This is a genomic window from Streptomyces sp. NPDC045967 (genome assembly GCF_056430495.1).
In genome coordinates this window covers 161722-176039 of the sequence record NZ_JBWKLE010000007.1, presented here as the reverse complement: position 1 = coordinate 176039, position 14318 = coordinate 161722, and the positions used below count along the sequence as shown (strand labels likewise).

15 protein-coding genes are annotated in these 14318 nt (G+C 73.4%); 7 read left to right on the top strand and 8 right to left on the bottom strand.

Annotated features, from left to right (window positions below; all coding sequences use genetic code 11):
* Window positions 1-5 precede the first annotated feature (5 nt).
* Entirely contained in the window at window positions 6-1688 is a 1683-nt protein-coding gene (locus AC07FY_RS17060; protein ID WP_479006732.1) for a glycoside hydrolase family 26 protein, read from the bottom strand.
* 150 nt (window positions 1689-1838) lie between these two features.
* Between AC07FY_RS17060 and AC07FY_RS17055 the strand changes: the two genes are divergently transcribed.
* The 4 genes from AC07FY_RS17055 (at window position 1839) to AC07FY_RS17040 (ending at window position 6287) form a co-directional block, all read left to right on the top strand.
* Complete coding sequence (locus AC07FY_RS17055) at window positions 1839-3269, top strand: carboxylate--amine ligase (protein WP_479006730.1); 1431 nt, start codon at window positions 1839-1841, stop codon at window positions 3267-3269.
* 296 nt (window positions 3270-3565) lie between these two features.
* A complete protein-coding gene (locus AC07FY_RS17050) occupies window positions 3566-3946 on the top strand; it encodes a hypothetical protein (RefSeq protein ID WP_479006727.1) in 381 nt (126 codons plus the stop codon).
* Between the two features lie 14 nt (window positions 3947-3960).
* Complete coding sequence (locus tag AC07FY_RS17045) at window positions 3961-6048, top strand: SpoIIE family protein phosphatase (protein ID WP_479006724.1); 2088 nt, start codon at window positions 3961-3963, stop codon at window positions 6046-6048.
* A 71-nt stretch (window positions 6049-6119) separates the two neighbouring features.
* Window positions 6120-6287, top strand: a complete 168-nt coding sequence (locus AC07FY_RS17040) for a hypothetical protein (protein ID WP_479006721.1) — start codon at window positions 6120-6122, stop codon at window positions 6285-6287.
* 85 nt (window positions 6288-6372) lie between these two features.
* On the opposite strand, the gene AC07FY_RS17035 is transcribed toward AC07FY_RS17040, so the two are convergent.
* Complete coding sequence (locus AC07FY_RS17035; protein WP_479006718.1) at window positions 6373-6819, bottom strand: DUF6299 family protein; 447 nt, start codon at window positions 6817-6819, stop codon at window positions 6373-6375.
* A 282-nt stretch (window positions 6820-7101) separates the two neighbouring features.
* Between AC07FY_RS17035 and AC07FY_RS17030 the strand changes: the two genes are divergently transcribed.
* Window positions 7102-7596: a DUF5949 family protein gene (locus tag AC07FY_RS17030; protein WP_384223545.1), complete on the top strand. Its 495-nt coding sequence runs from the start codon at window positions 7102-7104 to the stop codon at window positions 7594-7596.
* 142 nt (window positions 7597-7738) lie between these two features.
* On the opposite strand, the gene AC07FY_RS17025 is transcribed toward AC07FY_RS17030, so the two are convergent.
* Both AC07FY_RS17025 and AC07FY_RS17020 read right to left on the bottom strand, forming a co-directional pair.
* Window positions 7739-8986, bottom strand: coding sequence for a cytochrome P450 (locus tag AC07FY_RS17025; RefSeq protein ID WP_479006715.1), 1248 nt, complete (start codon window positions 8984-8986; stop codon window positions 7739-7741).
* Between the two features lie 138 nt (window positions 8987-9124).
* Entirely contained in the window at window positions 9125-10273 is a 1149-nt protein-coding gene (locus AC07FY_RS17020; protein ID WP_479006712.1) for a low temperature requirement protein A, read from the bottom strand.
* Between AC07FY_RS17020 and AC07FY_RS17015 the strand changes: the two genes are divergently transcribed.
* Window positions 10263-11261: an MFS transporter gene (locus AC07FY_RS17015; RefSeq protein WP_479006709.1), complete on the top strand. Its 999-nt coding sequence runs from the start codon at window positions 10263-10265 to the stop codon at window positions 11259-11261. The two genes, AC07FY_RS17020 and AC07FY_RS17015, sit on opposite strands and share 11 nt — an antisense overlap.
* Window positions 11262-11298: 37 nt before the next feature.
* The gene (locus AC07FY_RS17010) at window positions 11299-11541 is read left to right on the top strand and encodes a hypothetical protein (protein WP_479006706.1); all 243 of its coding nucleotides are present in this window, start codon (window positions 11299-11301) and stop codon (window positions 11539-11541) included.
* A gap of 40 nt (window positions 11542-11581) precedes the next feature.
* Here AC07FY_RS17010 and mscL read toward each other — a convergent pair whose 3' ends face one another.
* From mscL to AC07FY_RS16990, 4 genes are all read right to left on the bottom strand, one after another.
* Window positions 11582-12100: a large conductance mechanosensitive channel protein MscL gene (mscL, locus tag AC07FY_RS17005; protein ID WP_479006703.1), complete on the bottom strand. Its 519-nt coding sequence runs from the start codon at window positions 12098-12100 to the stop codon at window positions 11582-11584.
* Window positions 12101-12205: 105 nt separating this feature from the next.
* Window positions 12206-12844 carry a hypothetical protein gene (locus tag AC07FY_RS17000; protein WP_479007097.1) on the bottom strand — a complete coding sequence of 213 codons (639 nt, stop codon included), beginning with the start codon at window positions 12842-12844 and terminating at the stop codon, window positions 12206-12208.
* Window positions 12845-13003: 159 nt separating this feature from the next.
* Window positions 13004-13837 carry an S-methyl-5'-thioadenosine phosphorylase gene (locus AC07FY_RS16995; protein ID WP_479006700.1) on the bottom strand — a complete coding sequence of 278 codons (834 nt, stop codon included), beginning with the start codon at window positions 13835-13837 and terminating at the stop codon, window positions 13004-13006.
* 157 nt (window positions 13838-13994) lie between these two features.
* On the bottom strand, window positions 13995-14303 hold the full coding sequence (locus AC07FY_RS16990) for an FmdB family zinc ribbon protein (protein ID WP_479006697.1): 309 nt from the start codon (window positions 14301-14303) through the stop codon (window positions 13995-13997).
* Window positions 14304-14318 lie beyond the last annotated feature (15 nt).

Here is a 14318-nt window from a genome sequence, read left to right as displayed (position 1 = left end):
CCCGGCTAGAAGGGCCAGAAGCCGGAGTTCCTGCCCAGATCGATCTTGACGCAGACCGACTGCTTGCCGACCAGCTTGGAGAGCCATTCGCCGAAGTTGAGCGGGACGCACCACTCCCTCGGGTTGACCGGCGGCTTGGGCGGCTGCGGCTGCGGCAGCGGCTGCGGCTGCGGCCGGGAGGGGACGGGCTCCGGCGAGGGCGCCGGGGTGGGGACCTGCGGGGTCGGGGCGGGGGTCGGGGTGACGGAGGGCGCCGGGGTCTGCGGCGCGGGGACGGCCGGCGAGGGCACGGGCGTGGGCGTGGGTGTGGGCTCGGGGACCTCGGGGCTGGGGAGGTCGGGGCTGGGGAGGTCGGGGCTCGGGGCCACGGGCGTGGGGACGAGCGGGCTCGGGGCCACGGGCGAGGGCAGCGGCACCTCGGGCGACGGGGCCTGCGACGGCGTGGGTGCCGGGACCTGCGGTGTCGGAGCCTCGGACGGCGCGGGGACCTCGGGGCTCGGCACGGCCGGCGTCGGGACCTGGGGCGTGGGAACCTGCGGGGTCGGGATCTGCGGCGTCGGGAACTGGGGCGTCGGGACCTGCGGGGCCGGGACCTGCGGCGTCGGGACGGTCGGTGTGGGCACGACGGGCGACGGGACCACCGGAGTCGGGAACACCGGGGTCGGGACCACGGGCGTGGGCACCACCGGGGTCGGGACGACCGGTCCGGGCCGCTCGGGCCGCAGCGCCTCGCGGAAGACCTTCGTGGACTCCGGGTTCTGCTTGCACTGCCACACACCGTGCGGGCAGTAGTCGGTGATGGTGTGGTAGAGCGGCTTGTTCTGCTCGATCCACCGCAGCATCCGCCGTACGTACTCCGGATTGTCCCCGCGCCGGAACAGCCCCCACTCGGGGTAGGAGATCGCCTTGCCGTGCGCCCGCGCGAAGTCGACATGCTGCCGCAGGCCGTACGGCTGGCTGATCTGGTCGTCGAAGTTGCGTCCGGGCCCCTGGTCGTAGGAGTCCATGCCGATGATGTCGACCACGTCGTCGCCGGGGTAGCACGCGGTCCAGCCGATCGCGTCCTTGCCCCGGTTCGGCGCGAAGTCGAACCGGAACGCCTGACCGGGCACCGAGCGCATCGCCGTGACGGCGCGCTTCCAGTACACCTTCCAGTTCTCCGGGTCCGGTGCGCACCGGTGGGTGTAGGTGATGCCGTTCATCTCCCAGCCGAGCACGATCACCGTGTCCGGCACGCCCAGCCGCACCAGCCGCTCGGCGAGCCGGCGGAAGTGCCCGTCGAACTCACCGTCCGCGCCCGCCCTGATCAGCCGGGCCACCTCGCGGTCGGGGACCCGCTCCTCGTTGCGTTCCTGCATCGGGACGTTGAGGACGAACAACCGGTCGTCATCGGCCCGGCGCCACCGCGCCCAGTCCTCGAGGAAGCCGACGTTGCCCTCGATGCCCGCCCACTGGTCACCGGGCAGGTAGGTGTGCCCGACCCGGATCTCCTTGCCGCCCAGCCACCTCGACAGGCGCGCGATCCGCGCCACGCCCGACGGCCCGTAGTCGAGGTAGGCGCCCATGGCGACGTCCGAGCCCGGGTACCGGTCCTCGTCGGGTTCCGCGAGCGCGGCCCCGGTGGCGAGCAGCCCGGCCGTGACCGTACCGATGCAGGTGCTCGCCAGTCGGCGGCGTGGTGTGGGCATGGCATCTCCCGAGCTTTCCTGAACCGGTGTGCTTGTCGAAGACGTTAGGCATCAGATCCCACGAATGGCCTGTCCGGGGCCGCCCCCCTAGGCCATTCGCGGGCGCGCACCCTCCCCGCTTGGTCCGACTAGGTGAAAGACACCGCTGTCATGCACGCGTATCTCAACCATGTGCCCGTCGTTCTGCTCAGGCTCGACCGCAATCCGTTCCACCACGGAACCCTCGGCGCCGTCAGATCCCTTGGCCGCCGGGGCGTGGAGGTGCACGCGGTCGTCGAGGACGGCGGAGGCCCCATGGGGTGTTCGCGCTACCTGCGCGCCGTGCACGCCGGGCCGGCCGGCGGGGTCGACCCGGAGGAGCCCGAGACCCTGCGCGCGTGCCTGGCCGGGGTGTCGGAGCGGATCGGCCGGCCGGCGGTGCTGATCGCCATGGACGATCTGAGCGCGATCACGGTGTCGCGCATCGCACCGGCGCTGACGGATCGTTTCCGGATCCCCCATCAGCCGGACAACCTGCCCGCCCGGGTGGCCGACAAGGCCGAGCTGGCGGGGCTCTGCGCACGCTGGGACGTCCCCCACCCGGAGACGGCCGTCCCGGCGAGCGGCGGTGAGGCGGCGGAGGCCGCCTGGCGGCTCGGTCTGCCGGTGGTGGCCAAGTGGAGCCGGCCCTGGTTGCTGCCGACCGGGGCCGACGGGCTGCGCAGCACCATGCTGGTGCACACCGGCGCCGAGGCGCGGCGGCTGTACGAGCGCTCCGCCGAGGCCGGGAGCCGCCTGCTGCTCCAGCGGTTCCTGCCGGCCGGGCCGGACACCGACTGGTTCTTCCACGGTGCCTTCGCCCGGGGCGGGCGTCCGCTGCTGGCGGGGTCGGGCCGCAAGGAGCTGTCGTGGCCGGTGCGCACGGGACTGACGGCGGTGGGCCGCTGGCTGCCGGACCCCGCGGTGGAGGAGGCGGGGCTGCGGCTCGCCGAACGCCTCGGCTACCAGGGGATCCTGGACCTGGACTTCCGCCGGGACGAGCGGGGGACCTTCCGGCTGGTGGACTTCAACCCCCGCCCCGGCGCGCAGTTCCGGCTGTTCACGGACCGCGCCGGGCTGGACGTCGTCCAGGCGATGTACCTGGACCTGACCGGCCAGCCGGTCCCGCAGCCCACGGGCGGGCCGGGCCGGGTGTTCGTCGCCGAGAACTACGCGCTGCTGGCGGCGGTGCGCGGCCGTTCCCTGCCGGTCCGCGGCGCGGGAGCGGCGGGGGCGGCGGCGGGGGCCGCGGACCCGGCCCCGCCGGGGCGGCCCGAGCGGCGGGCGGCGGGCGGGGGCCGGAGGCCGGGGCGGGTGGAGGCGGCCTGGTTCGCCGGCGACGACCCGCTGCCGTTCCTGGCCATGGTCGCCGCGTTCCTCGGGCGCGGTGTCGGCAAAGGGGTGCGGGTGCTGCGGGGCGTGCCCGCCCAGGGGCGGCGCACCGCCCTCGCCGCGGACCGGGCGCCCCACCAGCGGGGATGCGACCGGGCCGGGGCGCCCCCGTGCACGCCTCCGGCGCCGCCGGAGGCACCGGCGGCGCCCGACGAACTGGTGGCCCGGTGAGCCCGACAGGGCGGCGACGGCCGTGAGTCAGCTGCGCTGAGCTGAGCCGGGGCGGGAACCTTCGAGCGGGGGCGCCCCGGCTGCGCGGGCTCCCTCATTCGGCCCTTCCACGCGATTCGTGCGCGGTGCGGGCCACCCGGCGGGGAGACTGGTGCGAGGAGTCCGCACACGGCTCGGCGCACGGGGCCCGCTGCCGGGCTCCGCCGGCGGGGCCCGGTGTTTCCGGGCCGAGGCCGGGCATCCCTAGACGTATCTGCGGTGCCATCGCAGTCAACGCGCGGTGAGAGGGGTCCGCGATGAGCGCGGAGCGAGCACAGGGCCGTGGCTGGGTACGGATCCCGGGCAGTCGTACCGAACAGCCCGCGGCGGGCCGGTCCGACGGGTACGACCGGAACGCGTACGACCGGAACGGGTACGACCGGAACGCGTACGACCGCGGCCCGTACGACCGGAACGGGTACGACCGCGGGCCGTACGACCGGAACGGGTACGACCGAGGGCCGTATGACCGTGATGCGTATGAGCACGGCGCCTATGGCAGAACGCCCCCCGCCGTCCAGCCCCCGATCTACCTCTCCCTGGTCGACCGCTGGCGGGAGGCCGGGCGCACCCTTCCGGGGCATCCTGACGAGGAGTGGGAGCGGCTCATCTCCCAGCCGTGCTGGCCCGGCCGTTAGGTGGTGTGTGTCTCGTGGCAGCGGCGGAGCGCGACCGTCCCGAGCAGACCCGGCTGTCTCCGGAGACCGGGCCGGGGGAGCGGCTGGCGCTGAACGGCATGGGCAGTTTCGAGTGGGACCTGACCACCGGATCCATGGCCCTGGACGAGGCCGGGACGGCCGTCTTCGACCTCGACCCGGCCCGGTTCGACGGCACGCCGGAGGCGCTCGGGCTGCGGGTCCCGCCGGAGGACGGCGCCCGGCTGGCCGAGACGGTGCGGGGTGCTCTGGAGGGCGGCGCCGAGTCGTACGGGGCCTACTTCACGGTGCAGCGACGCGACGGCCGCGACCAGTGGACGCACACCCAGGGCCGGGTGCTGCGGGACGCGGAAGGGCGGCCCCGGCGGATCGTGGGAATCGTCCGGGACGCGACGGCCGAACTCGCCCAGGCGACGATGCTGCGCAGACTGGAGACGGCACGCGCCCAGCAGACGACGATCGTCCAGCGGACCACGGAGGCCCTGTCCCGGGCGGTGACCGTCGAAGACGTCACGGCCGCGCTGACCGGGGCGGGCGCGCTGGAACGGCTCGGCGCGGACGGGCTGGCCCTGGGGCTGGTCGAGGGCGGCACCATGAAGATCATCGCGCTGAGCGGCGAGTCGCTGGAGATCCTCAGCGAGCGGCGGTTCACCCGGCTGGACGGCGCGCTGCCGCTGTCGCAGGCGGTGCTCAGCAGGCAGGCACGTTTCGTCACTTCGCTCACCGCGCTCGGTGAGGAGTTCCCGCTGCTCAGCGACTACCTCGGCCGGATCCGGTACGACGCGGCCGCCTACCTGCCGCTGATCGCCCAGGCCAAGGCCATCGGCGGGCTGGTCCTCTTCTACCGGCGGCGCACCGAGTTCAGCCCCGAGGAGCGCAACCTGTGCCTGGGCCTCGCGGGCATCGTGGCCCAGTCCCTCCAGCGGGCACTGCTGTTCGACCAGGAGCGGGAGTTCGCCACGGGACTGCAGGCCGCCATGCTGCCGCGCCGCATCCCGGAGATCAACGGCGCCGAGATCGCGGTCCGCTATCACGCCGCCTGGAGCGGGCGGGAGGTCGGCGGGGACTGGTACGACGTGATCGCGCTGCCCCGCGACCGGGTCGGCATCGTGGTGGGCGACGTCCAGGGCCACGACACACACGCTGCGGCCATCATGGGCCAGCTGCGGATCGCGCTGCGGGCGTACGCGGGCGAGGGCCATCCGCCGTCCACCGTGCTGGCGCGCGCATCGCGCTTCCTCGCCGAACTGGACACCGAGCGCTTCGCGACCTGCATGTACGCCCAGGTGGACCTGGAGACGGGTGGCGTACGGGCCGTGCGCGCGGGCCACCTCGGCCCGCTGATCCGGCACACGGACGGCCGCACGGGCTGGCCCAACGTCCGGGGCGGCCTGCCGCTCGGGCTGGCCTCCGCCTTCGCCCAGGAGGAGTTCCCCGAGACCCGCCTCGACCTGGTCCCCGGGGAGACGCTCGTGCTGTGCACGGACGGCCTGGTGGAGGAGCCGGGCACCGACATCACCCGGGGCATGGAGGCCCTGGCCCACGCGGTCGGCAGCGGCCCGCAGGAGGCGGGCGCGCTCGCCGACCACCTCTCCGACCGGCTCTGGGAGCGCTGGGGCTCCGGCGACGACGTGGCCCTGCTGGTACTGCGCCGGGAGCCCGACCCGGGCACCCACCGGGCCCCGCGCATCCACCAGTACGTCCACCAGGCCGACCCCGAGGGCCTGTCGGAGGCCCGCTACGCCCTGCGCCAGGCGCTGCGCGACTGGGGCATGCCGGACCTCGCCGACGACGTGGAACTGGCGGCCGGCGAACTGCTGGTCAACGCCCTGCTGCACACCGACGGCGGAGCGGTGCTGACGATGGAGGTGCTGCCCGAGCCGGTCCGGCGGATCCGGCTGTGGGTCAAGGACCGCTCCAGCGTGTGGCCGCGCCGGCGCACTCCGGGCGAGGCGGCCACCACCGGGCGCGGGCTGCTCCTGGTCGACGCGCTCGCCGTGCACTGGGGCGTGGAGTCCCGGGGGGACGGCAAGGCGGTGTGGTGCGAGTTCGACGCGGCGGGCAGCTCCCGGAGCGCGGGGTGACCGATGGGTCACCCCGAGTTGTGGGCGATCCGGGCCGGAGCGATGATGCGCGGTATGGAACGGAACGTGCTGTGCGCAGGCTGAACCGGAGCGCCGTGACGGGCATCCTGGCCGTGCTCCTGCTGGCTGCGGGGGTGCCGAGGGTTGTGGAGTGGACGACGGGGCGGCCGCACGCGGACCCCGGGTGCCAGTCGGTGGCCTTCATGTCGATGACGGACGTCGTGCCCGAGTGCCGGTAGCGGCGGCTACCGGCCGCGTACGCCTCGGGTCGCGGCGGCCCGTCCCGGGCCAGCCGTTGCCGGTGCGGGCGTCGCAGGGGGGGCTTCAGGGCCGGGCGACCAGGAGGAGGTCCTGGCGGTCCTCCGCGACCGTGTCGATGGAGCGCGGCATCAGGCCCGCGAAGTGGATCTCGTTGAGCCGGGCCTCGGCGCGCGCCGGGCCGGGGTGGACGTCCGGGGTGAACTTCAGCGAGCCGGTGGCCTCCCACTCGTGCTCCTGTCCGTCACACCGCGCCTCCCCGCCGCCGAAGGCGAGCCGCGTGCCGTCCTGGACGACGGCCGCCGCGATCTGCAGCTTCGCCCCCACGGGTGAAGGGTTCGTGCAGTGGTAGGTGCCGGAAAGGGTGACGGTGCCGTCCTTCGAGACGTGACCGTAGGGCCGCACCGAAATTCCCTGGTCGAAAGAAGTCGCCTCGGCGGGGGCGGTGAACACCGCCGTGGCGGCCAATGCCGACAGTGCGGCAAGGGCCGTACGGCCTCCGTGCATGCGCATGAATTCCTCCGGGTGGATGGGGTGGCGGGATTCCGCCGGAACGCATTGTGCTGGCAGCGGGGGCGAAACGCCGTACACCCCCGGCCGGGCGTCCTCGTGTCGGTGTCCGCGCATTCCCGCCCGGGGCACGAATTTTCGATATTCCGGAAAACGCCCGGAGAAGCGGCTCTGTCGACTGGATGCGAACACCCGGACGCATTCCGGAGAGGATTCCGGGCCTCATAGCCCGCCCGGGTGACAGGCCGTGAAAGGGGCGGTCGGCAGACCACTAGGGTGCGGCGCATGACTTCTACTCAAGCCGAAATCGACCGGTCCCAGCTCGGCACCCTTTCGGTGCTCGCCTGGATCGGCGACCCCTCCGAGGCGCACGACATCCCGTACCTCCTCGCCTACACCCTCGGGGACGGCCCGGGTGGCCGGGAGGCGGGCGAGGCGGCGGCCCGCGGGCTGCTGGAGGAGATCGGCCTGCCGATCGGCGACGTCGTCATGGACGGCACCCGCAACCCGGCGGCCTTCCCCGTGCAGATCCTGCTGGAGGGCAACCAGATCGCGCTCACCCTGCCGGGGATGAACGCGCAGTGCACCGCCCCCGACGAGTGGGTCGCGGCGGCGAACGAGAGCGGCCAGGCCTACTTCCTGTTCGCGACCCGCGCCTGGCCGGAGGCGGTACCCGGCCGGCCGGTCGACGCGCCGACGCTCCAGGCGTTCGCGGGCGACGAGGCGGTGCTCACCGGCAGCGCGCACTGCGTCCTGACCGTGCGGCGCCTGCAGAAGTAACCGCACGGCGCCTGCCGCGCCAGTCGCACGGTGTCCGCCTGCGGGAAAGCAGCCGCACCCCGGGCCGTGGCGCCCCAGGGTGCTCCGGCCGCCGGGCTCCCAGCATGCCCGGTGGCCGGTTCCGGTCCGGCGGGCCCCGGACTCAGGGGCGGTCGAAGGCGAACTTGAGCGAGCGGACCCGGTTGTCGAAGTTCGACCCGGCCAGATCCGGCAGCCCCACCGCGCGCAGGCCGACCGGCCGGGTGAGCAGTTCACGGAAGAGCGCCTTCATCTCCACCCGGGCCAGGTGCGCGCCCAGGCAGAAGTGCGGTCCCCCGCCGCCGAACCCGAGGTGCGGATTGGGCGAGCGGGTGATGTCGAAGGCGTCGGGGTCCGGGAAGACCGCCTCGTCGCGGTTGGCGGAGGCGTAGTAGAGGACCACCTTGTCGCCCGGGCGGAACGCGTGCCCGCCCATGGTGTGTTCGGCGACCACGGTCCGGCGGAACTGGATGATCGGCGTCGAGTGGCGGATCATCTCGTCCACCGCGCCGTCGGCGTGCGTCTCGAAGTCCGCGCACAGCAGCTCGCGCTGGTCCGGGTGGTCGGTCAGCAGGGTCAGCCCGTGCGTGATCGCGTTGCGGGTGGTCTCCACCCCGGCGACCATCAGGAGCGAGAAGAAGGCACCGAGCTGGCGGGCGCCGAGGGCCTGACCGTCCACGTTCGCGCACACCAGCGCCGAGATGAGGTCGTCGGCGGGGTTGCGCCGGCGCTCGCGGCCGATGCCGGCCACCATGCGCTGCATCCGGGCGAGCGCGCGCAGGCCGCGCCCGGGCATCCGCAGCCGCGCGCCGAGACCGCGCTCGACGCCGATGTTCTCGGAGGCGTGGTTGACCCGGTCGGCGATCTCTCGGCGGTAGCGCTCCGGGATGCCCATCATGTTGCAGATGACCTCCAGGGGCAGGCGGGAGGCCACGGCCGAGACGAACTCGTCGGGTTCCTCGGCGAGTACGTCGTCCACGATGCGGGCGGCGACCGCGTGGATGTCCTCCTCGGCGGCGGCCAGCAGGCGGGGCGTGAAGGCCCGTTGCACGATTCTGCGCAGCTGGGCGTGGTCGGGGCCGTCCAGGTTGACCATGGAGTCCCCGAACAGGGCGCGGACCCAGCGGGCCGGTTCGGGGGTCGTCACCCCGGGGGCACTGGCGAAGACCTTGGACAGGCGGCTGGCCTCCTGCACGTGGGCGTGGCGGACGAGGGCCCAGTGCCCGGTCCCTTCGGGGACGAACACGGGGGATTCCTGCGCCCGGAGCCGGGCGAACACCGCCAGGCGGTGGGCGGGGGGAGCCTGCCAGAACCCTGGCTCGGCCAGTTCCGAGCCGGGGGTCCGGCCCGGGCGCGGTGCGGGGAGTGTCATGGTCTGGAAACGGCTGCGGGGGCACGGGGGTGACGGCCGGGCCCGCCACCGCTCGCGGACGGTCCCGGCGCGGCGGCGCGGCGGCGCCCGGTGGCGCCGCGCGGCTCAGGGGGGCACGCGGTTCAGCGGGCACGCGGCTCAGCGGTGGCGGCGCGCATCGAGGGTCACGCCGAAGGCGACCGTCGCGGCCGCGACCAGCCCCGCGTACAGCACCGCGTACGTACCGGCCCAGGTGCAGGCCAGGACGGCGGCGGCCGACACCGGCAGGGCGAGCTGCTGCGCGAGGCCCCGCTTGAAGTGCCGGGAGTGCAGGAGCCACACCATCAGCAGGAAGGCCGCCGCCGGCACGGTAACGGCCGCGTTCGCGGCGACCTGCGAGATGTGCGCCTTGCCCACCGCGTGTTCGACGGCGACCTCGATGCCCGCCCCGATCGCCGCACCGGAGGCGAAGACCAGCAGGTGGCCGTAACCCCACGGAATGGCCTCCCGGTTGGAGGTCAGGTGCTGGTGCATCGGCACCGCGAAGTAGATCCACCAGGCGGCGAAGACGATCAGCAGCCCGCCGCCCGCGATGGGCAGCAGTTGGCCGAGTGCCTCCTGCTCGTCGAGCGCCGACTTCACCGCCACCGTGCTCGCCGCGATCGTCTCGCCGAGCACGATGATGGTGAACAGGCCGTACCGCTCGACGATGTGGTGGGCGTGCCACGGCGTCTGGTGACCGCGTTCCGCGATCACGGGGACCAGCAGTTCGGCGGCGACCAGCACCAGGAACAGCCAGCGCCTGGAGTCGGCCGGTGCGAACAGCAGGCCCACCCAGCCCGCCTGGCAGACCACCAGGCCCGCCGCGTAGGTGAGGGCGGTCGTCCGGGCCGTGCCGCTCTCCCCGGCGGCGGCCCGCAGCCACTGGGCCGTCAGCGCGACGCGCATGATGACGTAGCCGACGACGGCCACCGTCCAGTCGTTCCCGTCGAACGCCCGGCTCACGCCCGCCGCGTAGACGAGGACGCCCGTGATCTGGACGAGCGTCGCGATCCGGTACGGCACGTCGTCGACGTCGTAGGCCGAGGCGAACCACGTGAAGTTCATCCACGCCCACCACACCCCGAAGAAGACGAAGAAGTAGCCGATCACCCCGCTACCGGGATGGCCCTCCGCCAGCGCGTGCACCAGCCGGGCGCCGGCCTGGGCGACGGCGACGACGAAGCAGAGGTCGAAGAACAGCTCCAGCGGAGTCGCCGCGCGGTGGTGCTCGTTGCGGCTGCGCGCGGTCATGGGGGTGTACGCCATACCCGCCAGCAGACCAGACGCGCGCGGCTCCGGCAGGCCGGACGCGCGGCCCTCGGCATGCGGGTGCCCCGAGCGGTCGCGCACTGCTCCACCGGCGCGGCCCGGGCGCGGGCGGGTCGGCGTCAGCGTCGTCCAGCTGGTCGCCCCGCTGGTGGTGACCGCCGCCGTCCTCGGTGCTCCCGCGGGCGGCCCCCAGCACGACGCCAAGGCGGACACCGACATCTGGCTGCAGAACGGCGCCTTCCTGTGGGTGCCGCTGCTGGTCGTCATGGCGCTGCTCGCCTGGTTCCTGATGAACGACCTCAAGGTCGCCGCCGCACCCTTCAGCCAGCAGAAGATCATCTTCAAGCGCAAGCACAACTGGCTGATGACCTGGCTCTACGTCGGCACGTTCGGGTCGTTCATCGGCTTCGCCGCGGGCCTGCCCCTGCTGATCAAAAACAACTTCGAGGCGCAGGGCTACCAGGCCACCACCTATGCCTGGCTCGGCCCCTTCATCGGCGCGCTCATGCGCTGGGCCGGCGGGTGGCTCTCCGACAAGATGGGCGGTGCCAGGGTCACCCTGCTGTCCTTCGTCGGCATGGCGGCCTCGCTGGTCGTGGTGATCTTCGCGTTTCCGCACGGCGGCGACCAGGGCCACTTCTGGGCGTTCTTCCTCGGCTTCATGGCGGCCTTCGCCTTCTCCGGCCTGGGCAACGGCTCGACCTTCCGCCAGATCCCGGTGATCTTCCGGGACCAGCACATGCGGGAAGCGGCGGGCAAGGGGCCGGAGGCGCAGGGGGCCGCGCTGAAGCAGTCCGAGATGGAGGCGGGCGCCGTGACCGGCTTCTCCTCCGCCATCGCCGCCTACGGTTTCTTCTTCATCCCGGCGATGTTCGCCGCCATGCCGCTCACGCACGCGATGTGGCTGTTCATCGGCTTCTACGCCCCCTGCCTCGCTGTGTGCTGGTGGTTCTACGCCCGCCAGGGCGCCGAAGCCCCGAGCTGAGCGGGGACGGTGACGAGGGCGGCCGTACCCTGGAGGCATGAGCACCCCCGCCGCCCCCGACCCGCACAGCGGCCCCGCCGCGCCGCCGACATCGGAGCCGAGGCCCGCTTCGAAGCCCGCGTCCAAGCCGGCTGCCAAGCCCCGGCTGGTCTTCGACGACCCGCTGGACCAGCAGTCCTCGGACGACACCGACCGGGGCTGGGGCGAGCAGCCTTCCGCCGGCGGCGGCGCGGCCGACCTGGCCCGCTTCCTCGACGAGAAGCCCCCGCACCACATCTGAGCCGCTGCAGCCGCCCCGGAGGCCCCGGCGGACCGGGCGCCTAGAAGGCGTCCCGCGAGCCTGGTGTTCCAGGCGCGCCCCCGTTGGTCCCCCGCTGCGCGACCAGGGCGTCCCGGATCTCCTTCAGGACCTCCAGCTCCGTGATCTCCATGGTCTCCTTGACGCCCTCCTTGGCCTTGCGGCGCGCCTCCACCTTGGCGAGGTACTTCGCCATCGGCAGGACCATGAGGAAGTACACGACGGCCGCGGTGATCAGGAAGGTGAGCGCGGCGTTGAGCACCGAGCCCCAGAGGATCTCCACGCCGGTGGGCTGACCGCCCGCGTCGACGCCGCAGGGAGCCTTCAGGCACGACTTGTAGACGTCGAGGTTCTTCGTCCCGATGGCTCCCACCAGCGGACTGATGATCCCCTTGACGATGGCGTTCACGATGTTCGTGAACGCCGCGCCGATGACCACGGCGACCGCGAGGTCGACCACGTTGCCGCGCATCAGGAAGGCCTTGAAGCCCGCCAGGACGCTCTCCTTCTTCTTCTCGCTCACCACTGAGCCTTTCTTCATATCTGCCGAACACGGAGTCAACGGTTCCGAAAAATACGGCAGTCCGACCGTGACGTGTCCAATCGCTCCCGGCCTCGGGGTGACTTGACCGGCCCCCCCTGCGAATCAACACAGCGTCACCGCCAGCCGGGCGGTCGCGCCCGCCCCCACGAGGGCCCGCGCGGTGTCCCGGGGCACGGACAGGACGACCAGCGCGCCTGCGTCCACCACCCCCGCGTCCGCTTCCCCCTCCGCAGCGGGGACCTCGGCGACCCGCGCCCCCGCGGCCACCACCCGCGGCGGCCCGGCGCGCTCCGCGGCGACCACGTCGACCCGGTCGCCGGGCCGCAACAGCCGCACCGTCGCCGCGTCGGCGATGCGCACCGGGGCGGACACCAGCCGTTCCGGCGCGGGCGGAGCGGCTGTCCGGGAGGCCCGTGGCTCGAGGGGCGCTTCCCCTCGCGAGGCCTGCGCTTCCGTCCCCCCGACGGCCAGCGCCGCCGCCGCGACGGCCAGCCCGGCCGCGACGGCCCGCCGCCTGCGCCGCAGCAGCCCGCGCAGCCGGTCACCGCCCCGCCCCACCCGCAACGGAGGGAACAGGGGGACGGGCCGCGCCGGAGGGTACGGAGAGGAGCACGGGGGCGCCGCGACCACCGCCGGAACGGCAGCGGAAGGCGCCGGGGAAGGCGCCGGGGAAGGCGTCGGGGAAAGTGCCGAAGAGCGTGCCGCCGAGAGCGCCGAAGGCCGTGCGGACGTACGGGACATGAGGGCCACCACCAGTCGAGTCACCATGCCCGGACCCGGCGTCCGGACACAGCCCACGATCCGGCCTCCCGCCGGATCCCGCTCCGCCCTGTGGACGGTCCCCAGCCTGTGGACAACCCCATCACCCGAACGTGTCCGACCGCGCCCCGCGCGCAGCGGCTACGGCAGCTCGATCCCCAGGTCCCAGCCGTCGTGGGCGTGCGTGCACAGGCAGTCGCGGCTCTCCGTCGCCGGCAGCGCCGCGACCGCGTCGAAGAGGACCTCGCGCAGTCGGCCGACGTTCTCGCCGAACACCCGCAGGACCTCCGTGTGGGAGACGCCCTCACCGGTCTCCGCGCCCGCGTCCAGGTCCGTCACCAGGGCCAACGACGTGTAGCAGAGCCCCAGCTCCCGGGCTAGCACGGCCTCCGGGTGGCCCGTCATGCCGACCACCGACCAGCCCGCCGCCGCATGCCAGCGCGACTCGGCGCGGGTGGAGAACCTCGGCCCCTCGATGACGACCATGGTGCCGCCGTCCACCGGCTCCCAGGCGCGCCCCCGGGCCGCCGCGAGGGCGACGGACCGCCCCACCGGGCAGTACGGGTCCGCGAAGGTGGTGTGCACGACGTTCGGCACACTGCCGTCCGGCAGCGGCTCCCCGTCGAAGAAGGTCTGTGCCCGGGACTTCGTACGGTCGACCAGCTGGTCGGGAACGAGCAGGGTGCCCGGACCGAACTCGGCCCGCAGACCCCCGACCGCGCACGGTCCCAGCACCTGGCGGACGCCGACCGACCGCAGCGCCCACAGGTTCGCCCGGTAGTTGATCCTGTGCGGCGGGACCGTGTGGCTGCGCCCGTGCCGGGGGAGGAAGGCCACCTGCCGGCCGGCCAGCTCACCCACGTACAGGGAGTCGCTCGCAGGCCCGTACGGGGTCTCCACCCGGATCTCGGTGACCTCCTCCAGGAAGGAGTAGAACCCCGAACCGCCGATGACACCGATCTCTGCGTTCACCATGCCGCCACCCTAGCCGGGCACGGAAAAGGCCCCACTGCCCGGTGGGCGGCGGGGCCTTCGACGTGTGGACGCACGCGCGGGTCAGTCGGACGCGCGGAGCGAGCAGACGCGTCCCGGATCAAGGGGACGCGCGCTGGTCAGGCAGACGCGGACGCGGTCAGGCAGCCGAGGTGGAGCTGCTGCCCGTGCCCGACGACGTCGAGGAGGACGAGGCGGCGGGAGCTGCGGCGGCCGTGGACGTCGACGAGGCCGACGCGGGCTTGGTGGCAGGGGTGCTGCTCGACGAAGCGCCTCGGCTGTCGTTCCGGTAGAAACCGGAACCCTTGAAGACGATGCCGACCGCGGAGAACACCTTCTTGAGGCGTCCGTCGCAGTTCGGGCACACGGTCAGCGCGTCATCGGTGAACTTCTGCACGGCCTCAAGGCCCTCACCGCACTCGGTGCACTGGTACTGGTAGGTCGGCACGAATTTCCTCCTGGC